The 25454-nt window shown below is 61.2% G+C and carries 22 protein-coding genes; 10 read left to right on the top strand and 12 right to left on the bottom strand.

Going from position 1 to position 25454, the window contains the following annotated elements; genetic code table 11:
• Positions 1-2 precede the first annotated feature (2 nt).
• Positions 3-1370: a pectate lyase family protein gene (locus VVD49_RS15205; RefSeq protein ID WP_327600056.1), complete on the bottom strand. Its 1368-nt coding sequence runs from the start codon at positions 1368-1370 to the stop codon at positions 3-5.
• A 302-nt stretch (positions 1371-1672) separates the two neighbouring features.
• On the opposite strand from VVD49_RS15205, the gene VVD49_RS15200 reads away from it, so the two are divergent.
• Positions 1673-1873, top strand: a complete 201-nt coding sequence (locus VVD49_RS15200; protein WP_327600055.1) for a SlyX family protein — start codon at positions 1673-1675, stop codon at positions 1871-1873.
• Between the two features lie 101 nt (positions 1874-1974).
• Here VVD49_RS15200 and VVD49_RS15195 read toward each other — a convergent pair whose 3' ends face one another.
• The 5 genes from VVD49_RS15195 to VVD49_RS15175 all read right to left on the bottom strand — a co-directional run bounded on the left by VVD49_RS15195 (position 1975) and on the right by VVD49_RS15175 (position 8518).
• Complete coding sequence (locus tag VVD49_RS15195) at positions 1975-3333, bottom strand: pectate lyase family protein (protein WP_327600054.1); 1359 nt, start codon at positions 3331-3333, stop codon at positions 1975-1977.
• 480 nt (positions 3334-3813) lie between these two features.
• On the bottom strand, positions 3814-5268 hold the full coding sequence (locus VVD49_RS15190) for a pectate lyase family protein (RefSeq protein ID WP_327600053.1): 1455 nt from the start codon (positions 5266-5268) through the stop codon (positions 3814-3816).
• A 529-nt stretch (positions 5269-5797) separates the two neighbouring features.
• The gene (locus VVD49_RS15185) at positions 5798-7267 is read right to left on the bottom strand and encodes a pectate lyase family protein (RefSeq protein ID WP_327600052.1); all 1470 of its coding nucleotides are present in this window, start codon (positions 7265-7267) and stop codon (positions 5798-5800) included.
• The gene (locus VVD49_RS15180; RefSeq protein ID WP_327600051.1) at positions 7264-7437 is read right to left on the bottom strand and encodes a hypothetical protein; all 174 of its coding nucleotides are present in this window, start codon (positions 7435-7437) and stop codon (positions 7264-7266) included. The genes VVD49_RS15185 and VVD49_RS15180 overlap by 4 nt, the downstream gene beginning before the upstream one ends.
• A gap of 292 nt (positions 7438-7729) precedes the next feature.
• Positions 7730-8518 (bottom strand): SDR family NAD(P)-dependent oxidoreductase, encoded by a 789-nt coding sequence (locus tag VVD49_RS15175; protein ID WP_327600050.1) that lies wholly within the window; start codon positions 8516-8518, stop codon positions 7730-7732.
• 285 nt (positions 8519-8803) lie between these two features.
• On the opposite strand from VVD49_RS15175, the gene edd reads away from it, so the two are divergent.
• Positions 8804-10636 carry a phosphogluconate dehydratase gene (edd, locus tag VVD49_RS15170; RefSeq protein WP_327600049.1) on the top strand — a complete coding sequence of 611 codons (1833 nt, stop codon included), beginning with the start codon at positions 8804-8806 and terminating at the stop codon, positions 10634-10636.
• A gap of 51 nt (positions 10637-10687) precedes the next feature.
• Here the strand turns inward: edd and VVD49_RS15165 are convergent, their stop codons facing one another.
• From VVD49_RS15165 to VVD49_RS15145, 5 genes are all read right to left on the bottom strand, one after another.
• Complete coding sequence (locus VVD49_RS15165) at positions 10688-11485, bottom strand: hypothetical protein (RefSeq protein WP_327600048.1); 798 nt, start codon at positions 11483-11485, stop codon at positions 10688-10690.
• Positions 11482-12609, bottom strand: a complete 1128-nt coding sequence (locus VVD49_RS15160) for a bactofilin family protein (protein WP_327600047.1) — start codon at positions 12607-12609, stop codon at positions 11482-11484. Before VVD49_RS15160 ends, VVD49_RS15165 begins: the two co-directional genes overlap by 4 nt.
• On the bottom strand, positions 12606-14114 hold the full coding sequence (locus VVD49_RS15155; RefSeq protein ID WP_327600046.1) for a glycosyltransferase family protein: 1509 nt from the start codon (positions 14112-14114) through the stop codon (positions 12606-12608). Before VVD49_RS15155 ends, VVD49_RS15160 begins: the two co-directional genes overlap by 4 nt.
• 341 nt (positions 14115-14455) lie before the next feature.
• Positions 14456-15307, bottom strand: a complete 852-nt coding sequence (gene panC / locus VVD49_RS15150) for a pantoate--beta-alanine ligase (protein WP_327600045.1) — start codon at positions 15305-15307, stop codon at positions 14456-14458.
• 82 nt (positions 15308-15389) lie between these two features.
• A complete protein-coding gene (locus VVD49_RS15145; RefSeq protein ID WP_327600044.1) occupies positions 15390-16172 on the bottom strand; it encodes an outer membrane protein assembly factor BamD in 783 nt (260 codons plus the stop codon).
• Between VVD49_RS15145 and rluD the strand changes: the two genes are divergently transcribed.
• Together rluD and pgeF are read left to right on the top strand one after the other, a co-directional pair.
• On the top strand, positions 16159-17142 hold the full coding sequence (rluD, locus tag VVD49_RS15140) for a 23S rRNA pseudouridine(1911/1915/1917) synthase RluD (RefSeq protein WP_416384907.1): 984 nt from the start codon (positions 16159-16161) through the stop codon (positions 17140-17142). The two genes, VVD49_RS15145 and rluD, sit on opposite strands and share 14 nt — an antisense overlap.
• 5 nt (positions 17143-17147) lie before the next feature.
• A complete protein-coding gene (pgeF, locus tag VVD49_RS15135) occupies positions 17148-17891 on the top strand; it encodes a peptidoglycan editing factor PgeF (RefSeq protein ID WP_327600042.1) in 744 nt (247 codons plus the stop codon).
• Between the two features lie 14 nt (positions 17892-17905).
• Here the strand turns inward: pgeF and VVD49_RS15130 are convergent, their stop codons facing one another.
• Complete coding sequence (locus VVD49_RS15130) at positions 17906-18073, bottom strand: hypothetical protein (protein WP_327600041.1); 168 nt, start codon at positions 18071-18073, stop codon at positions 17906-17908.
• Between the two features lie 137 nt (positions 18074-18210).
• On the opposite strand from VVD49_RS15130, the gene VVD49_RS15125 reads away from it, so the two are divergent.
• The 6 genes from VVD49_RS15125 (at position 18211) to VVD49_RS15100 (ending at position 25447) form a co-directional block, all read left to right on the top strand.
• The gene (locus VVD49_RS15125; protein ID WP_327600040.1) at positions 18211-19992 is read left to right on the top strand and encodes a PHA/PHB synthase family protein; all 1782 of its coding nucleotides are present in this window, start codon (positions 18211-18213) and stop codon (positions 19990-19992) included.
• Positions 19993-20084: 92 nt separating this feature from the next.
• Entirely contained in the window at positions 20085-20825 is a 741-nt protein-coding gene (gene phbB / locus VVD49_RS15120) for an acetoacetyl-CoA reductase (RefSeq protein WP_327600039.1), read from the top strand.
• Positions 20826-20921: 96 nt separating this feature from the next.
• Positions 20922-21662 (top strand): beta-ketoacyl-ACP reductase, encoded by a 741-nt coding sequence (gene phbB / locus VVD49_RS15115; RefSeq protein ID WP_327600038.1) that lies wholly within the window; start codon positions 20922-20924, stop codon positions 21660-21662.
• 250 nt (positions 21663-21912) lie between these two features.
• On the top strand, positions 21913-22467 hold the full coding sequence (gene phaR, locus VVD49_RS15110) for a polyhydroxyalkanoate synthesis repressor PhaR (RefSeq protein ID WP_327600037.1): 555 nt from the start codon (positions 21913-21915) through the stop codon (positions 22465-22467).
• Positions 22468-22643: 176 nt separating this feature from the next.
• Entirely contained in the window at positions 22644-24026 is a 1383-nt protein-coding gene (rimO, locus tag VVD49_RS15105) for a 30S ribosomal protein S12 methylthiotransferase RimO (protein ID WP_327600036.1), read from the top strand.
• A gap of 14 nt (positions 24027-24040) precedes the next feature.
• Positions 24041-25447: an FAD-binding oxidoreductase gene (locus VVD49_RS15100; protein ID WP_327600035.1), complete on the top strand. Its 1407-nt coding sequence runs from the start codon at positions 24041-24043 to the stop codon at positions 25445-25447.
• Positions 25448-25454: the final 7 nt, after the last annotated feature.

Raw genomic sequence — 25454 nt, 5'->3', positions numbered from 1 at the left:
CGTCAGAATGGTGCTGTGCCTGCAGCCTTCCAGGGGTCAATGATGCCGACGCCGACCTTGCTGGTCAGATTGGGAATCGTCGAAGGATCGTCAACCGTGTAGCTGTAGTAGGTCTTCGGATCGAAGGCCGAACCTGCTGTCTGGAACGGGCCGGAGTTGTCCAGGATGTTGTTGCGCTGGACCAGCTCGCCCGGGCCGGATTCTGCATAGCCGACGTAGCTCGGGTACGGCACGTTCTTGAAGTAATTACCTTCCAGCAGCACCTTGGCATTCATCGTCGATGCGACGCCGTAGAGCGAGTTGGCGAGGTAGTAATTGTTGTAGACGTGCACCTCACCGAAACGCACGCGCGGATGACGCTGGTCGGTCGCGAAGACGTTGTGATGAATCGTTGTCTTCAGGAAGCCTGTGTCATCGGACGCCGAGTCGCTGTGCCCGATCAGCATGGTCTTGCTGTGATTCTTGAACAGGCTGTAGCTGATCGTGATGTTGCTGGTCTGGCGCGTGATGTCGAAGAGGCCATCGTGTTCCTTGCCGTCCGGATAGACATCGCCGTCGGAGAAGGTGCAGTGATCGACCCACACGTGGTGCGTGTTCTGGTTGATCTTCAGCGTGTCATCCGGCGCGCCCTGGAAGAAGACGTTGCGGATCACGATGTTCTGACGCTTGTAGATCTCGAAGCCGCCGTTGATGAGCTTGGAGCCCGACAGGCCGATGACGGTCTTGTCGGAGCGCAGTGGCACCATGCCGGCCAGATCGATCACGCCGTCGATCAGGATCACGTACTTGTTGTTGGAGTCGCTGTAGGTCTTCAGCTCGTCAAGCGTCTTTACCTTGACCACGCAGCCACCGACACCGCCCGTGGTCGTGCCGAGTCCCAGCGCGTTGATCGAGGCAAAACCGTCAACCTTGAAGCCATCGGTCGGTGTGCCGCCCGTGGTGGTGCAGGCAACCACAGAGCTGCTGGCTGACGATTTGGAAGAGCTGGACGAGGCTGGTGGGGTGGAGGATGACGAGGAGCTCGACGACGGCGTTACGCTTGAAGACGAAGACTTTGACGAACTCGAGGATGACGGGGTGACGCTGCTGGAGCTTGATGACGTGCCGCTCGGGACCGAGCACTCGTTGGTGCCGCCCGCGACCTTGGTGCCCGCTCCGAAAGTGGCCTCACTGCAAACGAAGCTGCCGGTGAGGGTCTTGAACGTGAACTTGTCGGCACGGCCGTAAGCCACGCTGGTAGCACTACTGACGGAGCAGGTCTTGCCTTCGGTGCAGATGGTGACGTAACCGCCAGGACGATTGGCGGCGTGCGCACCGAACGACAGCGTGGTGGCGAGCAGCGCGCTAGAGATGAGGTGTAGCAGCTTCACAGTGTGTCTCCTTTTCGTATTTTTGATAAAAACGATGTAACTGTGTGATTCGATAAAGCCCTTCCTGTTGATGTCAGTTGAATGTCGACGTTGATGTTTTTTGCGGTTGCGAGCAGTTCTGGTAGCTCCTGCGGATGCAAACATCATCGCCTTGGACAGCGTGGTAGCTGCCTCGCGAAAGGTCAAGGACGATTCGAGACTGTCAGACAGGCCGTGCCGAGGCTGGAGCGGCGAGCCCGATGGACATACAATCGCCGCCTCGCACGCGGCCATGCCGCGGCGCTGCCGACAGGATGTGAACCATGGAAGACCGCCTCATCAATCTGGAGTCCAAACTCGCCTTCGCCGAGCATCTGCTTGAGGAGTTGAACCACACGGTGTTTCGGCAGCAGGAGCAGCTGGACCATCTGCAACAGCAACTGCGCTTGTTGTATCAACAGATGCAGACAAACACTTCGGCGGAGAAAACCGACGCGCGTGACAACATTCCGCCGCACTACTGAAGCCGCCGTATCGGCGGCAACTGTCGCGGAACAAAGAAAAATGCCGTTCAGCACGCTGAACGGCATTTTTCATACAAGTTGCTTTCAGGCCCGGAACTGCTTCAGTTCTGGGTGGAGCACTTGTTCGGGTTGCCGCCTGGATCGCTACCGAAGGCCGCGACGGTACAAGCAATGCTCTTGCCTACGCCGACGTTCTTGGTGACCCACTTGCCCTTGCGACCGAATGCCACCCAGCCCGTGCCCTTACTGACTGCGCAGGTTTCGCCCAGGTTGGCGCACTTGCTGAAGCCGTCCGGATAGTCACCCGTGCCGCTCAGTACAGGGCCACTGCCGGACGAGCTGCTGGCCGACGAAGATGCCGCGCTGGACGAGCTGCTGGAGGCAACGCTGCTGGAGCTCGATGACTTCGAGGACGAGCTGCTGGTGGCTGTGCTCGAGGAGGAGCTGGTGGTCGTGCAGGAGCCATTCGATTCGGCCAGATTCTTGCCTGCACCGGCTGTAGCGATCACCACGTTCTTCACGCAGGAGGCTGCATCAACGATGTAAGCGTAGCCAGTGGAGCCGTATGCCTTGGTGGTGGTCCAGTTGGTGGCATTGACGGTCGCCGAATCAGGTTGATCCCACGTGATGCCCGAGCCAACGTAGTTATTGCGCAGGTCCCAGTAGCCGATCGAATCACTGTCGCGCGAGGTGACAGGGTTCTTCACGTTTTCGAAGTAATTGCTTTCGATCAGGGCCAGAGCGCCGACGCGGATGTTGATACCGCTGACCAGGATGTTGTTGTAGTAGTTGTTGTAGATGTGCACCTTGCCGTAGCGTTGCAGCGGCGTCCGCGAGCCGATGTTCTCCCAACGGTTGTGGTGGATCGTGATGTTGCGCGTGGTGGTGTCGCTGTCGCTGTAACCATGCAGCGAGGCCTTGTGGTGATCGTGGAAGTAGTTGTACGAGATGGTGATCTTGTCGGCACCCTTCTTCGTGTCAGCCATGCCGTCGTAGTAGTCCTTGTCCACGTCGAGCGAGCTGTAGAGCGTGTTGTGGTCGATCCAGACGTTCGATGACGTGCCTTCCACACCGATGCCGTCCTTGTCGCCCGTATTGACGTGGTGGATCGTCAGGTTACGGATGATGACGTTGCTGGCGCCGTTCTTCAGTTTGATGCCGGTCGTGAAGTTGGCGGTGTTGCCGACGCCGATGATCGAGACGTTATTGCCACCGACCTTGCCGTCGAGCACCACGGTATCGCCCGAGATGTTGCCACTCACATTGATGATGAGTTTGCGTGGGTTGGCCTTCAGTGTGTCAATGGCGGCCTGGATGGCGTCGCGCGAACTGGCATTGACCACTTCACCGCCGGTGCCGCCCGTTGTCGCCGCGCCGTAACCAACAGGGCCGGCGGAAGCCTGTGCTGCAGCAGCGATTGCTGTCAGCGCCAGAAGGCTCTTCAGATGCATCGATTTCATTGCTCGTCTCCTTGTGTTTTTGTGTACTGCTGACTCAACCAGCACCGCAGGAGAGAACCGCAACGTCATCAAACCATTCCTGCGACTCAGGCAGTCTGTAAGACTTTTGGGGACAACGCAATATTCCGGAACCGCGCTAGCAGCGCCAGGCGTGCTTTCCGGAAATGCCGATGGAATGCTGCGCCGCATTCATCGAAACCTTGTTCCCGGTCTCCACTTTGGCCGCAGGCGCGCAGCTCTTGCGAGCCAACGGCGCCGGTTTGCTGGAGAAAACATGTGCCGTGTTCGTTCATGACATTGTCTGCCATCAGCTTGTGCGTTACGGAAGATTCAGGAAGGCGAACCCATTTGTCATGAATTTAATTTTTATAAAAAACAATTCAGATTCAAGGCCGTGGATCTCGTTGGGATGCTGTGAGACTGCAGGGGCCATGAAAAACGGCGCCCTCGGGCGCCGTTTTCTTGTTACGCGATCAATGCTCAGTTCTGGATCGAGCACTTGTTCGGGTTGCCTGCAGGGTCGCTGCCGAAGGCTGCCACGGTACAAGCGATGCTGCCACCAACCGTAACCTTCTTGGTGACCCAGCTACCCTTGCGGCCGAATGCAACCCAGCCTGTACCCTTGGATACGGAGCAGGTTTCGCCCAGGTTCGCGCACTTGCTGAAGCCATCCGGGTAGTCACCCGTGCCAGTCAGGACAGGCGCGCCGGAAGCAGAGGAGCTGCTCGACGAAGCTGCGCTGCTCGAAGCCTTGCTGGACGAGCTGCTGGAAGCGACGCTGCTGGAGCTCGATGAAGCCTTCGACGAGGACGAGCTGCTGGTTGCGGTGCTGCTCGAAGCCTTCGAGGACGAGCTGCTGGAGGTTGCCGAGCAGCTGGCCGTCGTTGCCAGATTCGTACCGGCACCTGCCGTTGCGATGACGATGGACTTCACGCAAGCAGCCGAATCAACCGTGTAGCTGTAACCGGTCGAGCCGAAGGCCTTGGTCGTCGTCCAGTTGGTCGCATTCACCGTTGCCGAATCAGGCGTGTCCCAGGTGATGTTGGCACCAACGTAGTTGTTGCGCAGATCCCAGTAGCCGATCGACGAGCTGTCGCGCGACGTCACAGGGTTCTTCACGTTTTCGAAGTAGTTGGACTCGATCAGCGCGATGCCGCCCATGCGGACGTTGATGCCCGAGGTGGAGACGTTGTTGTAGTAGTTGTTGTAGCTGTGCGTCTTGCCCATGCGTTGCAGTGGCAGGCGCGACTTCACGTTCTCGAAACGGTTGTGGTGATACGTAACCGTCATGGACGAGTTGGTGCTGTCGCTATCGCTGTGGCCGTTCAGCGCAACTTTCTGATGATCGTGGATGTAGTTGTAAGAATAGGTGATGTTCTTGGCACCCTTCTTGTTGTCGATCGCGCCGTCGAACGAAGCATCGCCTGCGCCGGAACAGTCAACCAGCTTGCTGAAGATCGTGTTGTGGTCGATCCAGACGTTGCTTGGCGCGCCGCTGGACATGCCTTCGATCGAAATCGAGTCAGCCGCTTCGCCGCCGGGCAGCAGGCCGATGGTCATGTTCTGAACGATGATGTTGCTGGCCGTGCCGGCAATATGGATACCGAAGTTTGCCGAAGAGCCGTTGGCGCCCTTGATCGTGATGTTGTTCTTGTTCTTCACCTCAAGGATCTGTGCAGCCTTGCTGTGCTGCGTGCAGGGATCACTGATCGAAGCGAAATTGAAGGTGCCCGTGTAGTTCAGCACGAGACCGCTGCTGCCATCGTAAGAGTCGACTGCTGCCTGCGCTGCTGCCAGGGAGGTGACGGTGACGGCAGCCTTGCTACCGCCGCCGGTGGTGGCAGCGCCGTAACCCACGGGGCCGGCAACAGCTGTTTGCGTTGCGGCGGCCACGACGGCCAGTGCCAACGCACTCTTCAGATACGTCGATTTCATTGTTTGTCTCCTGAGGTTTTCTTGTGTGCTGCTGTAGGTGCTACGCAAATCGCCAACAACAAATCGCAGAGGGATTCGCAAAACCTGATCCCTTTCCTGCCTGCGATCTGGTCAGTCTGTAAGACTTTCTCTGACATAACAACGTTGACAAGCCGCGCGATGTGACAATCCGCACGTCGAAAAAATGCCCATGGAATGCTGCGGCGCAGGGTATTTCCAGGGCGAGGCCGCGGTCTCAGGGGGGATGATCAGTGGAGGAGGGCCGCACCCTGTCATGCTGCCAAGGGGGGATGGTGTCGTTATTTGCGTCCGGGAGGGGCGCAAGCCGTGCGCCTCGAAGGTGCCAGGCGAGGTCTGGTGCGCTGCACTAATCTTCGGCAGCAGATTTTTTTCACAAATCCCGAATAATTTGAGCTTCTTTGTCAGATTCCGGAGTTCAACGGACTGATGGCGGGGCCTCTCCCGACGCGGAAATGCAAAAACGGCGCCCTGAGGCGCCGTTTCTCTTTTGCTGACTACGGGTGCTGGATCAGTTTTGCGTCGAGCACTTGTTCGGGTTGCCGAGCGGATCGCTACCGAAGGCGGCAACGGTACATGCGACGCTGCTGCCGACGCCAACGTACTTGGTGACCCACTTGCCCTTGCGACCGAATGCAACCCAACCGGTGCCGGAGCTGACCGAGCAGGTGCCGCCGAGGTCAGCGCACTTGCTGAAGCCCGTTGGATAGTCACCCGTGCCGCTCAGGACCGGTGCGCCGCTGGCCGACGAGCTGCTGCTCGAAGCTGCGCTCGACGAGGCTGCGCTGGAGCTGCTGCTGGAAGCAACGCTGGAGGAGCTGCTCGACGCCACACTGGAAGACGAGGAGCTGCTGGCAACGCTGCTGGAAGCTGCGCTCGACGAGCTGCTGCTTGCGGCGGTGCCGGAGCAGGAGCCGTTCGATTCCTTCATGTTGGTAGCAGCACCGGCCGTAGCGATGGCGATGTTCTTCACGCAGGCTGCCGAGTCCGTCATGTAGGCGTAACCGGTCGAGCCGAAGGCCTTGGTCGTGGTCCAGTTGGTGGCGTTCACCCAAGGCTTGGAGGTCGACTCGGAGGCCGTCCAGGTGATGTTGGCGCCGACGTAGTTGTTACGCAGATCCCAGTAGCCGATCGCTTCGCTGTCACGCGAGGTGACTGGATTGACGATGTTCTCGAAGTAGTTCGACTCGATCAGCGACATGCCGCCCATGCGCACGTTGATGCCCGAGGTGTGCACGTCGTTGAAGTAGTTGTTGTAGATGTGCGTCAGGCCACGGCGCTGCAGCGGCAGGCGCGACTTGATGGTCTCGAAGCGGTTGTGGTGATAGGTCGTGCGCGCTGCGTCGTGCGCCGTGTCGCTATCGCTGTAGCCGTTCAGGCTGACCTTCTGGTAGTCGTGGATGTAGTTGTACGAGATGGTGACGTTCTTGACGCCCTTCTTGAGGTCGATACCGCCGTCGAAGGATGCGTCGCCTGCGCCCGAACATTCGGTCAGCGAGGCGAAGATCGTGTTGTGATCAACCCAGATGTTCGACGGGATGCCGCTGGACATGCCTTCAAGCGAGATCGAGTCAGCTGCTTCGCCACCGCGCAGCAGGCCGATGGTCATGTTCTGGATGATGATGTTGCTCGATGCGCCGGCAACGTGGATACCGAAGTTGGCAGAAGAGCCGTTTGCACCACGGATCGTGATGTTGCTCTTGCCCTTGATTTCGACCGTTTGTGCGTCGAGCTTCCACTGCGTGCAAACGTCGGTGATGGAGGCAAAGTTGAAGGTGCCGGTGTAGCTCAGGACCAGACCGCTCGTGCCGTCGTAGGCATCAATCGCAGCTTGCATGGCGGCCATCGTGCTGACGCTCACTGCGGCCTTGCTGCCACCGCCGGTGGTTGCGGCGCCATAGCCAACGGGACCTGCGATTGCTTGCGTGGCGGCGATGACTGCGGCGACTGCCACAGCGCTCTTCAGATGCTTGAATTTCATGCTTTGCCTCCTGATGTTTTTTTGAATACAGCCAACTTGCGTCGCAGCCAGACCGTTGTCTCCGGTTCATGTACTGCGATGGGGCGGAGTGTGTGAGAGATTTCAAGCGCCAGCAACGACAAAAACGAGAAAAATACAAAAAAATTTCTGCGACTTGCTGATATTTCCATGCTGCGCTGCGGAGATCTGCAGTAAGGGCGCCAGCACGGGCCGCTGTGAGAATTGATTTCACTACGGTATACCCGCAGCGCGCAGTGCTTCTTGCTGTCGCAGGCAGGGGAATGTGAATTGTTGCGAGGCAATAAAAAATGCCATGGGGGTATTTGTTGTTGCTTTGACAAATTTCACGAATTCTCGTGTCTGGCTCACCTCTGAGCGGCCATTGGCAGGCGCGTGGCGCTCCGCCTGACATGAAAAACGGCGCCTCAGCGCCGTTCTGGTCTCGCCATTTCCTGGTAGGGCTCAGGGCATGAACTGCCCGCCATTGACGTCGAGAATCTGCCCCGTCACGTAGCCGCTGCAGGCGTGCGAGGCGAAGAACAGGAAGGCCGGCGCCATTTCGGCCGCCAGACCGAAGCGCCCCATGGGAATGCCACTGCTGATGCGCTGGCGCACTTCCTCGTTCTTGTCGGCGTGGAATGCCGTATCCACCGTGCCCGGCGAGACGATGTTGAAGCGGATGCCATCCTTGGTATGGAAATCCACCCAGTTCTTCTGCACGTTGTGTACCCATGCCTTGGCCGCGCCATACAGCGATGCACCCGGGCCGCCGCCGGTGTAACCCGCGATCGAGCCGACGCTGATCACGCTGGCGGTCTGGCCCGATTGCTTCGCGGATTCACGCAGATGGGGCAGGGCAGCCTGCGTGGTCATCAGCATGGAGCGCATGTTGAGATCGGCCACCGCGTCGAAGAAGGCGTCGTCGATGCTCTCCAGCGGCTTGCGGCCGACCAGCCCACCGGCGTTATTGATGAGCACATCGATGCCGCCGAAGTGCGCCACGAAGTCCGCGACCAGCTGGGCACAGCCCGCGCTGTGTGACAGGTCTCCGGCGAAGAAGGCCGCCTCGCCGCCGGCTGCCTGCATGTCGGCAAGCAAGGTATCCACTTGCTCCGGTGCTTTGCGGCCATTGATGCCGACCTTGGCGCCTTGCTGCGCAAACGCCTGCGCCGTGGCCAGGCCGATGCCCATGGTCGAGCCGGTGATCAGCACGCGTTTGTCTTTGAGGTCGGGGAAGATGAAGGGAGCCATGGCGTGATGTCCTGTGAAAGCGGGGGCATCGAATTTACCACCTGGCTCGTTCTCTGACCTGGATCAGGGTCATGTGAGGCTGACGGGCCTCGGGTTTGCCGCGCTGCCCAAGTCCGCGCATCATGCGATATCTTTCTGTTGCGGCGCACACCAAGCCCGCTCCACGTCATGTGGCACTGGAACGCTCCGTGCTTCGTGCTGCTTCGGAATTCAATGCATTCCCGAGTTTTTGTTCCCCGAGCCTTGCCCCTGACAAGTCACCCCGATTTTCCGAGGTCCATAAAAATGTCTCTTGATCCCCGCATTGCCGAAACGACCGCCCGCATCCGCAATCGCAGCGCTGAACGCCGCGCCCGTTATCTGGCGCGCCTCGACGCCGCCATCCCGGGTTCGCCCTATCGCGGCCAGCTCGGTTGCACCAACCTTGCCCACGGTTTTGCAGCCAGCCCGATAGAAGACAAGTTCCGCATCAAGGACCTGAGCCTGAAGGCACCCAACATCGGCATCGTCACCGCCTACAACGACATGTTGTCGGCGCACCAGCCGTTCGGCGTCTATCCGGACATCATCAAGCAGGCGGCGCGCGAAGTCGGCGCGACGGCACAGGTGGCGGGCGGTGTGCCGGCCATGTGCGACGGCATCACCCAGGGCCAGGACGGCATGGAGCTGTCGCTGTTCTCGCGCGACGTGATTGCCATGAGCACGGCCATCGGCATGTCACACAATATGTTCGACGCCGGCCTGTGTCTCGGCGTGTGCGACAAGATCGTGCCGGGCCTCCTGATCGGCGCGCTGCGCTTTGGCCACCTGCCTTTCATCTTCGTGCCCGGCGGCCCGATGCCGACCGGCGTCTCCAACGACCAGAAAGCCAAAGTGCGCCAGCAATACGCAGCGGGCGAGGTCGGGCAGGACGCATTGCTGGAGAGCGAATCGCAGTCCTACCACGCACCCGGCACCTGCACCTTCTATGGCACGGCCAACTCCAACCAGATGCTCATGGAGATCATGGGCCTGCACATGCCCAGCGCTGCCTTCGTGCCGCCCGGCACCGAGCTGCGCACAGCGCTGACGCGCGCCGCTGCGCAACGCATCGTGCAGATCACCAACGGCCGGCCGGACTTCGCACCGATCGGTCGCGTGATTGACGAGAACGCCATCGTGAACGGCATCATCGGCCTGCTCGCCACGGGCGGTTCGACGAATCACACCCTGCACCTCGTCGCCATGGCGCGTGCTGCCGGCATCATCATCGACTGGAGTGACTTCGAATCGCTCTCGCATGTCATACCGTTGCTGGCAAAGGTGTACCCGAACGGCAAGGCCGACGTGAACCAGTTCCACGAAGCTGGCGGCATGGCTTTCCTTATCCGCGAACTGCTCGATGCCGGCTTGCTGCACGACGACGTGTTGACGGTTACGGGCAAGGGCCTGCGGCAGTACGCCACGGCGCCGGTGCTGGAGTCGGGCAAGCTCGTGTGGCAAGCGCCCGCAAAGGAAAGCGGCGACCCCGGCGTGCTCAGCACGGCTGCTGCGCCATTCAGTGCGGATGGCGGTCTGCGCCTGTTGCAGGGCAATCTGGGCCGCTCGGTGATCAAGGTCTCGGCCGTCAAGCTGGAGCATCGCAAGGTGCGCGCGCCGGCCAAGGTGTTCGAAAGCCAGGATGCCTTCCTGAAAGCAGCAAAGGCTGGCGAACTGAAGGATCAGGACTTCGTTGCCGTGTTGCGCTTCCAGGGGCCGAAGGCCATCGGCATGCCTGAGTTGCACCAGCTCACGCCGACGCTGGCCAACTGCCAGGACAAGGGTTTCAAGGTTGCACTGGTGACCGATGGCCGCATGTCAGGCGCCTCCGGCAAGGTGCCGGCCGCGATTCACGTCAGCCCGGAAGCGGCCGCGGGCGGTGCGCTGGCACGCGTCCAAGATGGTGACATCATCGAGCTGGATTCGGACGCCGGCATCCTGCGCATCGAAGTGGATGAACAGGTGTTCGCACAGCGCACGCCGGCCACCTTCGACATCGAGAAGCCGCAGTACGGCATGGGGCGCGACATGTTCGGCAATCTGCGCGCGGCGGTGAGCGTTGCAGAGGAAGGCGCCTGCATCCTGACGCTGGAAGACTGACGCAGACAGGACGAAAAACAAGGGCCGCATCTGCGGCCCTTTTTACGTCTGCTACTTGAGCGTGAATTTCAACTGCGGCCAGGTCAGCACCCACGCATACAGCGCCGCCAGCAGCAGGATGTCCAGCACCGGCCCGGCGCCGAGGAACAGCAGCGGGATCACGGCGGGCGACAGCAGCGCCACCAGCACGCTGTGCAGGGCGAGCTTGATTGGCAAGGCGAAGATCTCGAAGCCGATGATCAGCAGTGCAGCCGCAATGCGATTGGGCCACGAGCGCTCCACGAGGAAGAAGCCCGCGCCGAGCAGGGCCGGCGTCAGCAGCAGCCAGATCAGCGACGAGTCGTAGAGCACGCGCGTGTGCTCGAGCAAGCTGTAGGGAAAGGCCTCGCCTTGCATCACGACCATCAATAGACCCAGCCCGTGCAGGCCGCACAGCAGGCGCAGGCCGCAGCGTAGCGGCATGCTGCGCACGGCCCAGCTCAGGCCGAAGATGCCGACGCACATCAGGCCGTGCAGAGTCAGGGACGAGGTGTCGGGCATCTGGGCCGGTATGCTCAGGCCGAGACGCGAGCCCAGTGTCGCGTGTTTCAGGCGAATGCTGCGTTCAATCACCTGGGCGTCCAGCGAGAGCCATTCGATCAAGGCATTCAGGGCGTTATGCCAGACCTGCGTCAGAGGGTTGAGCGCGAAGATCAGCACGACGGTGAGGGTGGTTGCCAGCGCGCTGGCCTGCAGGACGCGATCCATCATCGGCAGCACCAGCGGTTCGGCACGTGCCGGCTTGCTGGTCGAGAAGACCGGCCGCGCACGCGGTGCGCGTGAATGAGGTACTTGCGGTGCCGGCTTCATGCTGTCCCCCCGGAGCCTGCCTGGGGGCCACTGTTTTGCGCCGAGTCGGCCAGCACTTCGCCGCGATGTTGTGCCCACACGGCGCCATGCGCCAGGCAACCTTCCTGCAGTCGGATGTCACTGGCGACGACAGTGCTGAGTTGATCCGCGGCGCCGAAAACGGTCTGGCTGCCGGCCGTGAGTTGTCCAGTGACGAGGATGGGCCCGGCAAGGCGGCAGCATTCACCTGTACGCATGTCGCCATTGCAGCGCACGGCGCCATTGAGCGTGGCGTCGTGATGGATCACCAGATCGCCCATGACATGCAGATCGCCCCGCAGGCGGCTGCCGGTGCCGACCAGCAAGGAGCCGCTGACGACCAGACGTGCATTGACACTGTGGCCGGGCGGAATGCTCATGTCGCCGTCGATGATCCAGCGCCCGTCGCCGGGGATGAAGGCATTGCCGGGCGGTTGCATGGGCAGTAACTGCACGGGTGTGGCGGGCGCGCGCAGCGGTTCGCTGCGACCGAAGCGGATGACCGGTGCGGTCAGCTGCTCGAAGCGCGCACGGCGCGCCAGGTTGATTTCGCTACCCGCGCTGGCGCAACCGGCGAGCAAGGCACCTTCGGCAGCGTCTACGCGCCCCTCGGCATGCACCCAGTTGCGGATGCGCGCGCGCGTGCCGATCGCCACGTCGCGTTGCGACAGGGCCGTCTTGAGCACCGCGTTATGTGCAATGTTGAGCTTGCCGCGCGCGAAGATCAGGCGGTCGCAGACGAGCTCGCCGGGGATGTCGAGATGACGCGCAGCGATGACCTGCATGCGCAGGTGGCGCGCCGAGGGGGGGAGTTGCTCCGACAGGTAGTCCTTGATGCCGAGCACCATGAAAGCGGTGCCATCGGCATGCGCGCCGCGTATGACGCCGTCGCGGGAGGACAACTCGAGCAGCTTCTCGAAGTTCTCGCTGACGTGCGTTTGAGCGAGGCGTGCAGCAGCATCCCATTCGCTGCGCAGGCCGTTGCCGAGTGCCATGGCGGGTGGAGGTGGCGAGCGCCACTGGCGCAAGGCCGGCCACAGTGGCGCCAGCAGCGCACACGAGGCGATGGACAGAAACAGACCTGTGCCGAGAGACAGTGTGCTCATGTCAGCGTGCTCTGCTCAATGGGCTGGGTCGGCAGCGGCGTGTGGAAGCTCTCGGCAGGTGGGGGCGTGCGGCCGAACGCGCGATCGGTGATGCGCCGCCACAGCGCCTGCATCGCACTACCCAGTGCCACCATCAGGTCGTGGCAGAACACTACGGGGGCCCAGGCGACGAGGCTGGCTTCTGCGCGGCGCCCATGCACGCGGAACAGTACGGCCGTTGCATTGAATGCGGATGGCATGCCGTCGACGCCATAGGCCGTTGCAGCGCATACGGCCAGGCCCGTCGCTGCGGCGAGGGCGTTGCCGGTGACATACAGGACGAGGCTGCCGATGGCGACGATGCACCACAGCACGGGCAAGGCGAGTTTGCCCTGCATGCCGAAGTTCAGAGGCACGACGCGATGAGTGCCCAGCAAGCCGAGAGGGTTGAGCGGCAGGGTGGTTGCAAAGGCGCGCGAGGATGCGGCGATCCAGCGCGAGCGCGCTTCCCAGTTGTGTACCGTGGCGCCAGCAGCCGTGACGCCTTCCTGCAACGCGTGGTGGCTGCCGAAGTGCTCCAGTTGCCGTAACAAGGCAAAGCAGTCGGTGGTGTGGGTCGGGCTCAGGCCTATCGTGCGAACGGCCGAACGGCGCAGCGCGAGCAGGCCAGTGCCTGGCGTCATCCCGGCCGCGGAGGTCATCCCCGCCGTCTGGGAGGCTATGCGCAGCAGGTTGAGCATGCGCGGCACGAGGGCGCGATCATCGACTGAAGCACCCGGCAGGAAGCCGAGCAAGGCACCCAGCGAGGGATCAAAGAAGCGTTCGGCGCAGGCTTTCAGGGCGCCCGGTGTGCATGGCGCGGTGTCAGACAGGACCAGCACCAGTTCGGCATTGCCATCGCGGATGCCGATATTGAAGCAGCGCCCGGCCACGTCGCCGTCCAGGCTGTTCTGCTTTGCGACGAGGCGGCAGGGAAGCGTCGTTCTGGCCGCCTGGATGACGCTTGAAAACTCGTCTTCATGGGTCGGGCAGAGCACGATGATCTTCAGGCGTTCGGCGGGGTACTCTGCCTGCGCCAATGCTGCGAGGCTGCTTGCCAGCCGCACGGGCGAACGGCTTTCCAGCACGACGCTGATGCTGGGCCATGGCGCATACGGCATCGACGGGGGCAAGGCTGGCGGGCGGGATAGCAGATGCTTGAACAGGCGCAGGGCGTCACGCAAGGTCAGGCAGACCAGCAGTAGCAGGGCAAGCCAGTAGAGAAAGCGCAACAGGCTGGACCAGCTTGGTGTCTTCGAGAGCGCACCGGCGTCGTTGCTGCGCGGATCGACCAGTTGCCCCAATGAGGACAGGACGTGTTCGAGGCGCAGCGGGGCGTTATCGATATCACTGGCTTGCGACAGGGCAGACCCCACAGCGCGGTTCGGCACGCGCGTCTCCGGCGCATCGCCCAGCGCAAGCTGTGCCGCAGCGGAATCGACAAAGGAGGGGGGGCGAGCCTGCTCAAGGGCCGGGCTCAGGTTCATGCCATGCGCAGTGTGATCAGCAGATGCGCCATGCGCTGCCTGTGATCTTGCATGAGCCGCGGAGTTGGCTAGGACGAGCAGGCACAGGCAAGCCGCCAGCAAAGCCGGTAGCGGGCATAGCCGGGCAAGACCCATATGAGTTGCCGTCCGACCTGTCATCCTCGTCTCGTTCTTGTCGTGAAATACTGCACATGCCGTGGCTGGAGCACGGTTGGCGCTAAGTTGGCGCTATCCTGCCTGAGTCATGTGCCATTCACGCGCAACACGCGCTGGCAAGCGTGGCAGATGCCACGCTTGCAACGAGGTTGTCACGACGGCTGGTGCAGGTGTTAGCCCGTCTGTCAGGCGACTTCGGGGCTGAGTTCGAGGCTGACTTCGAGGTTATCCAGCAGGCGGGTATTTTCCAGCCGGGCGGCTGCCACAATGACCAGGGCATCTCCCGGTGAGGGCGGGAGCAGATCGGCCTGGCGACGTACCGATATGTAATCGGGATGCCAGCCGTGTTCGTACAGGTGGGCGCTGGCGGCGGCTTCAAGCGTGGCGAAATCGGTCTGGCCGGACTGGATGGCGCGCGCTACCACTTGCAGCTGCGCGAACAGGCGCGGGGCCTCCGCACGGGCGTTCATCGAGAGGTAGCCGTTGCGTGAGGACAGCGCAAGGCCGTCCTCGGCGCGCACGGTGTCGCAGCCGATGACTTCGATGGGCATGTTCAGCTCGCGCACCATGTTGCGGATCACCATGAGCTGCTGGTAGTCCTTCTTGCCAAGCAGCACGGTGTCGGGCTGGACGATGTTCAGCAGCTTGGTGACGACCGTCGCAACACCACGAAAATGACCGGGGCGTGCAGCGCCTTCAAGGATGCTGTCCTGCGTCTCCGCGGGGAGCACGAAGTACTGCTGCGGCGTCGGGTAGAGCACCGTCTCATCGGGCGCGAACAGGTGGGCGACGCCGGCCGCATGCAGCTGCTGGCAATCGGCGTCAAAGGTGCGCGGGTACTTGTCGAAATCTTCGCGCGGGCCGAATTGCAAACGATTGACGAAGATACTGGAGACCACGCAGTCACCGTGATCCTGTGCTTGTCGCATCAGGCTGATGTGGCCCGCGTGCAGATTGCCCATGGTGGGCGCGAAGGCCACCTTTCCGGCATTGCGTAGCGCACTGCGCAGACTTTCTATGCTGGTGTGGATCTGCATGTGGGGTGATCTCGGTCGGTGGGATGGACAGTGCCAATGAATACGCCGCCCTGAGGCGGCGTTATATGGAGCGGGGCCGGGCTCAGTAATCCGGCGGCGTGTACTTCTTCGAGAGCCATGCGCTCTGCGGATAGTTCTGGCGCAAGACGCGTTCGGCATCGGCCTTGAGGACAGGCAGGCCGAGTTCGTCGTAGCTCGTGATCAGGATGGCCAGGGACTCTTCGATGACCGGCGAACCGGAATGATCCTTGAGGATGCCCTTGACGCGATTGGCTGCTGCCAGCGGCGCGCCACGACGCAAGTAGTAGCGCGCAACCTTCAGCTCGTGACGGGACAGAGCGTTGATGATGCGCGTCATCCGGGCACGTGCGTCCGGTGTGTAGCGGCTGTCCGGGAAGCGTGTCACCAGCTCACGGAACACGTCGAAAGACTCACGTACGGATGCCTGATCGAGATCGGCAATGTCCCGTTCGTAAATGATGTTCAGGAAAGAGTCTTCGGCAATCTGCGTCGACAGGCCTTTGAGGTAGTACGCGTAGTCGACGTTGGGATGACTGGGGTATTGCTTGATGAAGCGGTCTGCTGCAGCCACGGCTGACGCGGAGTCCAGCATCTTGTAATAGGTGTAGGCGATTTCGAGTTGCGCCTGCTGGGCATGGCGACCGTAGGGGAAGGTGCCCTCGAGTTGTTCGAAGCCCTTGATCGCGCGCTCGTACGAGCCGGCGGCCTGCAATTCCTTGGCTTCGTCGAAGAGCGCCTGTGGCGTCTCGCCCTTGAGCCGGTCGTTGCTCGCACATGCCGACAGGCCAAGTGCGCAAACAATCGCCAGAACTGCGGGTACACTGCGAACCGTGAGCTTGAACATTCCAACACCGCCAACAAAAGAGACCGCCGATTATAGCGGAAGGGCCGATCCACCGAGTGTCCAGATCGAGATCCCCTTCGATCTGGCCGGGCTGCGCTTTGACGCCGCCCTCGCAAAAATGTTGCCGGAGCATTCGCGCAGCCGTCTGCAGGACTGGATCCGCGATGGCCGTGTCAGCGTCGGCGGACAGGTCGTGCTCGATACCAAGTACAAGCTGATCGGCGGTGAGCAGGTGACCGTTGCACCGGTTGCCAGCAATGCTGAACTGGCTGACGTGCCCGAAGCCATTCCGCTGGACATCATCTTTGAGGACGAGCACCTCATCGTGATCAACAAGCCCGCCGGACTGGTTGTGCATCCGGGTAGCGGCAACTGGAGCGGCACGCTGCTCAATGCCTTGCTGGCTCACGATGAGTCGCTGGCAGGTCTGCCGCGTGCAGGCATCGTGCATCGTCTCGACAAGGAAACCTCCGGTCTCATGGTGGTGGCGCGCACATTGACGGCACAGACTGATCTGGTGCGCCAGTTGCAGGAGCACACCGTCAAGCGTCACTACGCGGCACTGGTGCTCGGCAAGCCAAACCAGGTCGGCTTTATCGACGCGCCCATCGGTCGTCACCCCAATCAGCGGGTGAAGATGGCGGTGGTGGAGAACGGCAAGCCGGCGCGTACCCACTTCAAGGTGATCGAGCATTTCGCGCGCTGCTCGCAGGTCGAGTGCGTGCTCGAAACAGGTCGTACGCACCAGATTCGCGTGCACATGGCGCACATCGGTCACGCGCTCGTGGGCGACCCGGTCTATGGTCCGAAACGCCAGGCCATCAAAGCGGCAGTGGGCTTCGACAGGCAGGCGCTGCATGCATTCCGTCTGGGGCTTACGCATCCGGACTCGCATCAGCCCGTGCAATGGGAAGTGCCGCTCGCCGAGGACCTGCGCGCCCTGATTGCTGCTGTGCGCACCGAGAGCTAAGGCGCATGTCCGTGCAGGAATTGCCTGTGATCGTTCCTGACTGGCCCGCACCCGCAGGCGTCAGGACCTTCGTTACGACACGCTTCGGAGGTGTCAGCGCCGCGCCTTATGACAGCTTCAATCTTGGCGGACGTGTCGGCGACGCTGCGAGCGCGGTGGAAGAGAACCGGGGGCGTCTGTACGCCTTGCTGCCTGCTGTGCCGCGCTGGCTCAACCAGGTGCACGGCATCACGGTGATCGATTCTGATCTGGACGCCTCAGGGGACGAGGCGGATGCCATTTGCTCGCACCGTGCGAACGTACCCTGCGCCATCATGACTGCTGATTGCTTGCCCGTGCTCTTTGCGGATCGGGCCGGTAGCGTCGTGGCTGCTGCGCATGCGGGCTGGCGCGGGTTGTGCGGCGGCGTGCTGGAAGCCAGCGTCGCGACGATGCGCGCGGCGCCGGAAAGTCTCATTGCTTGGTTGGGGCCTGCCATTGGTCCGACACAGTTCGAAGTGGGCCCGGAGGTGCGTGAGGCATTCATGCGTCACGATGCGGCGGCAGAGCAGGCATTCCGGCCGGGAAAGGCGGATCGCTGGATGGCGGACATCTACATGCTGGCTCGTCAGCGATTGGCAAGCGCCGGCTTGGCGGCGGATGCAATCTTCGGCGGTGATCTGTGTACGGTCAGCGACCCGTCGCGCTTCTTTTCGTATCGTCGCGATGGCGTGACCGGACGTATGGCCAGTGTCATCTGGCGCGAGTGATCACGCCGGAACGATCACTCAGGAGACTCCTGTTTGCGCCGCTTCCTGCCGAAGATGTACCAGAAGATCGCAAGGGGGAGCGGCCCCCAGGCCACGAAGGTGAGCAGGCCTCCAATGATCGAGGTGGCGCCGAGGGACAGCATGAGCGCGACGTAGAGCCAGGCGATTGCGATGATGATCATTCTGAGTGACTTGACGGTTTTATGGTGCAGTGCAAAAATCAACGCAAGGGCGCATGCATAGTGGTCAGGCTGACCACTCTTGGGCTCGGCAGCTCGCGGATGGTTTCAATACGACAATACTTCAAACGGGTTCCCCCATGAACGACAAGACACCCCAGATGTCCCGTGAAGCACTTGAAGGCATGATCCGCAACGGTCAGGCTTTCATGCAGAACTTCCTCCAGCAGATGGCGACCGCACAGGCAAATGCACAGGCCGCCGTCCCTGCCGCAGCACCCGCCGCCATTCCAGGCTTCCCCGGTTTCCCCATTCCTTCGCTGCCCGGCTTCGATACCGAGAAGCTGACCCAGCTGCAACGCGATCACCTCGAACAACATGCACGCCTGTGGAGCAGCATCGCAGCGCGCAAGGCCGACGAAACGCCGGCCGAACCGGTCGTGTCTGGCGTTGCCAAGGATCGCCGCTTCACGGCACCGGAGTGGTCCGCCAGTCCTTTCTACGATTACATCCGCCAGGCCTATGTGTTGAACTCGCAGTACCTGACGGCGATGGCCGACGCGCTGCCGATTCCTGACAAGCACGCTAAGAGCCGCGTTCAGTTCTTCACCAAGCAATACGTCGAGGCGCTGTCGCCTGCCAACTTCGCAGCAACCAATCCCGAGTTCGTACAGCGTGCGCTTGCCACCAAGGGCGAGAGCATCACCGCTGGTGTGATGAACATGATTGCCGACATGGAGAAGGGGCGCATCTCCATGACGGATGACACCGCTTTCGAAGTGGGCGTCAATCTGGCGACGACTGCAGGATCGGTGATCTACGAAAACGACGTGATGCAGCTGATCCAGTATTCGCCTCTGAGCGAAAAGGTCAGCGAGACACCGCTGCTGATCGTGCCGCCCTGTATCAACAAGTACTACATCCTCGACCTGCAACCTGAGAACTCCTTCGTGCGTTACGCCGTGGAGCAAGGTCTGACGGTGTTCCTCGTGTCGTGGCGCAATCCGAAGGCCGAGCAATCGACGCTGGGCTGGGACGACTATGTCGGCGACGGCGTGCTCAAGGCGCTGGAAGTCGTGCGCGATATCGGCAAGGTTGCCAAGCCGAATGTGCTGGGCTTTTGTATCGGCGGCACGCTGGTTGCCAGCGCGCTGGCCGTGGCCTATGCGCGTGGCGAAGATCCGGTCGAGAGCGTGACCTTCCTGACGGCGCTGCTGGATTTCTCCGAGACCGGCGAAATCGCTTGCTACATCGATGAGCAAGCCGTTGCGACGAAGGAAGTCACGGTCGGCAAGAGCGGTCTCATGAATGGTCGCGAGCTGTCGAACATCTTCTCCAGCCTGCGTCCGAACGACCTCATCTGGAATTACGTGGTCGACAACTACCTGCGCGGCAACAAGCCGCCAGTGTTCGATCTGCTCTACTGGAATTCCGACAGCACCAATCTGCCGGGCCCGTTTGCAGCCTGGTACCTGCGCAATATGTACCTGGAAAACAATCTGCGTATTCCGGGCAAGCTCGAAATGCTCGGCGAAAAAGTCGACCTCGGCCGCATTACCTGCCCGGCATACTTCATGGCGGCGCGCGAAGATCACATCGTGCCGTGGCAAACCTCCTACCTCGGCCGTCGTCTGCTGAGCAGCGACACGACCTTCGTGCTGGGCGCCAGCGGCCACATCGCCGGTGTCGTCAATCCGGCAGCAAAGAAGAAGCGCAGCTACTGGACCAACGACAAGTCGGTAGCGACCTCTGGCGAGTGGCTGGATTCGGCAACCGAGACTGCAGGCAGCTGGTGGCCGAACTGGATCGACTGGCTCAAGCAGCGCAGCGGCAAGGAGATCTCTGCGCGCTCGCGTCTCGGCAATCGCCAGTACAAACAGATGGAAGCTGCACCGGGCAGCTACGTCAAAGAGAAACTGTAAACTTCAGGAAAGCGCAGCTCGCCCGGCTGCGCTTTTTGCTGTTGCGTGTCGGGCAGGGTCAATGACCCCAAAACTAGAACGGAGACTGAAAAATGGTTCGAATTGCGCTGGTAACCGGCGGTATGGGCGGTCTTGGTGAAGCGGTCTGCGTGAAGCTCGCTGCACTGGGCTACAAGGTGGCAACAACACATTCGCCGGGCAACACGACGGCAGATGAGTGGCTGACGAAAATGCATCACCTCGGATACGCATTCAAGGGCTACAAGTGCGACGTCACGGATTTCGATTCGGCGAAGAGCTGCGTCGAACAGGTGACGGCCGAGCTCGGTCACGTCGATGTTCTGGTGAACAACGCGGGCATTACGCGTGACAAGACCTTCAAGAAAATGAGCAAGGACGATTGGGATGCGGTGATCCACACCAATCTCGACAGCGTTTTCAACATGACCAAGCAGGTCATGGACGGCATGGTCGAACGCCGCTGGGGGCGGGTCATCAATGTTGCTTCGGTGAACGGGCAGAAGGGCGCTTTCGGCCAGACCAATTACTCGGCCGCCAAGGCCGGCATGCACGGCTTTACCAAGGCGCTGGCGCTGGAAGTGGCCAAGCATGGCGTGACGATCAACACGATTTCGCCGGGCTATATCGGCACGAAGATGGTGACGGCGATTCCGCAGGAAATCCTTGAGTCGAAGATCCTGCCGCAGATCCCGATGAGTCGCCTCGGCAAGCCGGAAGAAATTGCTGGTCTCGTGGCCTATCTCGCATCAGACGAGGCGGCCTTCCTGACGGGCGCCAACATCTCGATCAACGGCGGCCAGCACATGTATTGATGTACCGCCCCTTCGCGTGCGGAGGGGCATGGATGGTCGACCCGGCTTCCCCCGTCGGCGTCGGTCCGGATTTTGATCTGAAGAGAGAGGTGAATCATGTCGAAGAATGTCGCATTGGTAACAGGTGGCATGGGCGGTCTGGGCACTGCGATCTGCAAGGCGCTCGCCAAAGAGGGCTACAAGGTCGTGGCCAATTGCCTGCCGGATTTTCCTCCCAAGGACGAATGGCTGGCCAAGATGAAGGCCGAGGGCTTCGACGTGTATGCCGGTGAAGCCGACGTCACCAACTACGAGCAGTGCGGCGTCATGGTCAAGAAGATCGAAGCCGAAATCGGCCAGATCGATGTGCTGGTGAACAACGCCGGCATCACGCGTGATGGCATGTTCCGCAAGATGGAAAAGTCTGCCTGGGATGCTGTGCTCTCGACCAATCTCGACAGCGTTTTCAACGTGACGCACTACATCCTGCCGGCCATGGCCGAGCGCGGTTATGGTCGCGTCATCAATATCTCTTCGGTGAACGGTGTGAAGGGCCAGTTTGGCCAGGCCAACTACTCGGCTGCCAAGGCCGGCATTCTCGGCTTGACCAAGGCCCTGGCGCAGGAAGTTGCCAAGAAGGGCGTCACCGTGAATGCGATTGCGCCGGGCTACATCGGTACCGACATGGTCATGGCGATCAAGGAAGAAGTGCGCGACGCCATCATCGCCACCGTTCCTGCCGGCCGTCTTGGCAAGCCGGAAGAAATAGGTGATCTGTGTGCCTATCTCGCCTCCGACAAGGCGGGTTACATCACCGGCGCGACGATCAACATCAACGGCGGTTTGCACATGGGCTGATAGGCGGCTCATAGGGGTTAACCCCGCAGCAAAAGGCGCTACGGCGGCGCACAAAAAGCCCGCCGCCGTGGTGTATGCTGCAAAGCGAGAACTAGTTCCTAAGTAGTAAGGGGTTTCCTTTGCAGCATGCTGGTTTTCAGGTTGTCATGAATGCAGCAAATCCATAGAAGACGGTGCAGGCGCGTGGTAGTCTGATTTCAGCGCGTGTCTCGCAACAAACGTCATAAACGGCAGGCCTCCGGAGGACGACATGGCGGAGCATCACTCACGACTCATCAAGAAATACCCGAATCGTCGGCTCTACGACACCGCATCCAGTTGCTACATCACGCTTGCGGATGTGCGCGATCTGGTTCTGGGACAGGAAGAGTTCCAGGTCATCGATGCGAAGACCGGCGACGATCTCACCCGCACAATTTTGCTGCAGATCATCCTGGAAGAAGAGAACGGCGGCTCGCCGATGTTCACCAGTGATCTGCTGTCCCAGATGATTCGCTTCTATGGCAACGCCATGCAGGGTTTCATGGGGCGTTACCTCGAGAACAACATCACGGCCTTCACCGACATGCAGGCCAAGTTGCAGGATCAGACCAAGTCGCTGTACGGCGAAAACAGTCCGATGAGCAAGGACCTGTGGGCGCAGTTCCTCAATTTCCAGGGGCCTGCACTCAACAGCATGATGACGGCGTATGTGGATCAGAGCCGCCGCATGTTCTCGCAGATGCAGGAGCAGATCGAATCGCAGACGCGCAATCTCTTCACCGGCTTCCCGTTCCCCGGCAAGACGCCTGAAGACAAGAAGTAGGCCTGTGCGGCCTGGTGCAAGGGCGGCGCTTCGGCGCCGCTTTTCTTTTGTGCGGCAAATGTTGCAGACCGCATGCGTAACCCCTGCTAAAATAACAACTTACGCGCAATTCACGCACGCCAAGCCGGGCGCAGCCTTGTAGCTGCGCCCGCTGTCTTTCTGGAAGGTTTTTCGCTTTGAGCTCAATCATTCTCCCCCGATCGGCCGCTGGCGCGATTCCCAAGGTCGGGTTCGTCTCGCTCGGTTGTCCCAAGGCAACGGTGGATTCCGAGAACATCCTGACGCGCCTGCGCGCCGAGGGCTATGACATATCCAACAACTACGAAGGCGCAGACCTCGTGGTGGTGAACACTTGCGGCTTCATCGACGCTGCGGTGGAAGAGTCGCTGGATGCGATCGGTGAGGCGCTCAAAGAGAATGGCAAGGTCATCGTGACCGGTTGCCTGGGGGCCAAGAAGAATGGCGATGGCAGCGGCATCGTCGAGACGACGCATCCGAAGGTGCTTGCCGTGACCGGGCCGCACGCGACGGAAGAGGTCATGGAGGCCGTGCATCAGTACCTGCCCAAGCCGCACGACCCCTTTACCGATCTCGTGCCGCCACAAGGCGTGCGCCTGACGCCCGGCCACTACGCCTATCTGAAGATCTCCGAAGGCTGCAATCATCGCTGCACCTTCTGCATCATTCCGTCGATGCGTGGTGATCTGGTGTCGCGCCCGATTCACGACGTGGTGCGCGAAGCCGAGGCCCTGGTCAAAGCGGGCGTGAAGGAGATTCTGGTCATCTCGCAAGACACCAGCGCCTACGGTGTCGATGTGAAGTACCGCACTGGCTTCGTCAATGGCAAGCCGCTCAAGACCAAGCTCTACGATCTGTGCAACGCGCTGTCCGAGCTGGACGTCTGGGTGCGCCTGCATTACGTTTATCCGTATCCCAGCGTCGACGACATCATCCCGCTGATGGCCGAAGGCAAGATCCTGCCTTACCTCGATGTGCCGTTCCAGCACGCCAGCCCGCGCATCCTGAAGCTCATGAAGCGTCCTGCGAGTGCGGAGAACAACCTCGAGCGCATCCGCCGTTGGCGCGAAATCTGTCCGGACCTCACGATACGCAGCACCTTCATCACGGGCTTCCCCGGCGAGACCGACGAGGAGTTCGAAGAACTGCTCGGCTTCCTCGAAGAAGCGCAGCTCGATCGTGTCGGCTGCTTCCCGTATTCACCCGTCGAGGGTGCGACGGCAAACAATCTGCCTGATCCGGTGCCGGAAGAGCTTCGCCAGGAACGCAAGGAGCGGCTGATGGAGCTCCAGGAAGACATTAGCGCACAACGCCTCGAAGCCAAGATCGGCAAGGAGATCGTCGTGCTGGTCGATGAGGTGAATGAGGACGGCGCTATTGCCCGCTCTGAAGGTGACGCACCAGATATCGACGGCCTCGTCGTGATTCCCGATGGCCACGACATGGAGCCCGGCGGTTTCTATCGCGTGCGTGTCACGGACTGCGATGTGCATGACTTGTACGCCGAGCCCATCTATGCGGACGAGGACGGCTCCGCCTGAGCTTTGCTGAGCCCATGACCGAGCTGCTGACCGCACTTCGCGCGATCGTTGGTGACAGTCATGTTCTGACTGGCGAAGCGGATCGCGCGCCCTACGAAGCGGATTGGCGTGGTCGCTACAAGGGGCGCGCGCTGTGTGTCGTGCGCCCCGGCAGTACCGAAGAGGTGGTGCAAGTCGTGCGCGCCTGTGCCGAGCGCGGTGTGGCCATGGTGCCGCAGGGTGGCAATACCGGCCTGGTCGGGGGCGGTGTGCCGCACACGACAGGCAATGAGGTCGTCATCAATCTGTCGCGCCTCAATCGCGTGCGCGCGGTTGATCCTGTCAACAACACACTGACGGTTGAAGCGGGCTGCACCCTGGCGACGGTGCAGGCTGCGGCGGTCGCGCACGATCGGCTCTTCCCGCTATCGCTTGCCTCCGAAGGCTCGTGCCAGATTGGCGGCAATCTTTCCTCGAATGCTGGCGGCGTGCATGTGCTGCGCTATGGCAATACGCGCGAGCTGACGCTGGGGCTGGAGGTGGTGCTTGCTGATGGCCAGATCTGGGATGGTTTGCGTGGTCTGCGCAAGGACAATACTGGCTACGACCTCAAGCATCTGTTCGTCGGTGCTGAAGGAACGCTGGGCATTATCACCGCCGCCGTAATCAAGCTTTTTCCGCAGCCGCGAGCGCGTGCCGTGGCATGGGCGGCAATGGAGAGCGCCGAGGCAGCGGTCGCCTTGTTGAGCGAGGTGCGCGCAGCATGTGGCGAGCGATTGACGGCCTTCGAGATCGTCGGACATGCCGCGCTCGAGCTCGTGTTGCAGCATATCCCGGGTTGCAGTGATCCATTGCGGGCGCCAGCAGCCTGCTATGCCTTGATCGAGCTGAGCGACCCCGCTGCCGATGCAGCCCTGCAGGAAATGTTGCAGACCGTGCTGTCGGCACAGATGGAGGCGGGGCGCGTGAGTGATGCCGTTATCGCAGCGAGTGGCGCCCAGATAGCAGCGCTATGGGCTTTGCGCGAAAACATCTCCGAAGCGCAGCGCAAGGAAGGCATCAGCATCAAGCACGACGTCTCCGTGCCGGTGAGCCGCATTCCGGATTTCCTGAGGCGTGCCGATGCCGCCCTGCGCGAGGCGTTTCCCGATTTGCGCATTGTGGCGTTTGGCCATGTCGGTGACGGCAATCTTCACTACAACCTCTCCAAGCCTGCGGCGGCCGAGAACGCCGATTTCGTCGCACAAACGGCCGTCGTCAATCGCCTCGTGCACGACATCGTCGTCGGTCTCGGCGGATCGATTTCTGCCGAGCATGGATTGGGGCAGCTCAAACGCGAGGAAATCACGCGTTACAAGTCGTCCGTGGAAATGACTTTGATGCGCTCCATCAAGCAAGCGCTTGATCCGCATGGACTCATGAATCCGGGCAAGGTGCTCTGAGTCGGCA

The sequence above is a fragment of the Uliginosibacterium silvisoli genome (assembly GCF_036017035.1).
GTDB lineage: Bacteria > Pseudomonadota > Gammaproteobacteria > Burkholderiales > Rhodocyclaceae > Viridibacterium > Viridibacterium silvisoli.
This window is presented reverse-complemented; position numbering and strand designations above follow the sequence as displayed.

Excerpts from the sequence above, each read along its gene's own strand:
- VVD49_RS15200 (WP_327600055.1), top strand. The coding sequence starts at position 1,673 with ATGGAAGACCGCCTCATCAATCTGGAGTCCAAACTCGCCTTCGCCGAG.
- VVD49_RS15195 (WP_327600054.1), bottom strand. The coding sequence starts at position 3,333 with ATGAAATCGATGCATCTGAAGAGCCTTCTGGCGCTGACAGCAATCGCT.
- VVD49_RS15190 (WP_327600053.1), bottom strand. The coding sequence starts at position 5,268 with ATGAAATCGACGTATCTGAAGAGTGCGTTGGCACTGGCCGTCGTGGCC.
- VVD49_RS15185 (WP_327600052.1), bottom strand. The coding sequence starts at position 7,267 with ATGAAATTCAAGCATCTGAAGAGCGCTGTGGCAGTCGCCGCAGTCATC.
- VVD49_RS15180 (WP_327600051.1), bottom strand. The coding sequence starts at position 7,437 with ATGGAAATATCAGCAAGTCGCAGAAATTTTTTTGTATTTTTCTCGTTT.
- VVD49_RS15175 (WP_327600050.1), bottom strand. The coding sequence starts at position 8,518 with ATGGCTCCCTTCATCTTCCCCGACCTCAAAGACAAACGCGTGCTGATC.
- edd (WP_327600049.1), top strand. The coding sequence starts at position 8,804 with ATGTCTCTTGATCCCCGCATTGCCGAAACGACCGCCCGCATCCGCAAT.
- VVD49_RS15165 (WP_327600048.1), bottom strand. The coding sequence starts at position 11,485 with ATGAAGCCGGCACCGCAAGTACCTCATTCACGCGCACCGCGTGCGCGG.
- VVD49_RS15160 (WP_327600047.1), bottom strand. The coding sequence starts at position 12,609 with ATGAGCACACTGTCTCTCGGCACAGGTCTGTTTCTGTCCATCGCCTCG.
- VVD49_RS15155 (WP_327600046.1), bottom strand. The coding sequence starts at position 14,114 with ATGAACCTGAGCCCGGCCCTTGAGCAGGCTCGCCCCCCCTCCTTTGTC.
- panC (WP_327600045.1), bottom strand. The coding sequence starts at position 15,307 with ATGCAGATCCACACCAGCATAGAAAGTCTGCGCAGTGCGCTACGCAAT.
- VVD49_RS15145 (WP_327600044.1), bottom strand. The coding sequence starts at position 16,172 with ATGTTCAAGCTCACGGTTCGCAGTGTACCCGCAGTTCTGGCGATTGTT.
- pgeF (WP_327600042.1), top strand. The coding sequence starts at position 17,148 with ATGTCCGTGCAGGAATTGCCTGTGATCGTTCCTGACTGGCCCGCACCC.
- VVD49_RS15130 (WP_327600041.1), bottom strand. The coding sequence starts at position 18,073 with ATGATCATCATCGCAATCGCCTGGCTCTACGTCGCGCTCATGCTGTCC.
- VVD49_RS15125 (WP_327600040.1), top strand. The coding sequence starts at position 18,211 with ATGAACGACAAGACACCCCAGATGTCCCGTGAAGCACTTGAAGGCATG.
- phbB (WP_327600039.1), top strand. The coding sequence starts at position 20,085 with ATGGTTCGAATTGCGCTGGTAACCGGCGGTATGGGCGGTCTTGGTGAA.
- phbB (WP_327600038.1), top strand. The coding sequence starts at position 20,922 with ATGTCGAAGAATGTCGCATTGGTAACAGGTGGCATGGGCGGTCTGGGC.
- phaR (WP_327600037.1), top strand. The coding sequence starts at position 21,913 with ATGGCGGAGCATCACTCACGACTCATCAAGAAATACCCGAATCGTCGG.
- VVD49_RS15100 (WP_327600035.1), top strand. The coding sequence starts at position 24,041 with ATGACCGAGCTGCTGACCGCACTTCGCGCGATCGTTGGTGACAGTCAT.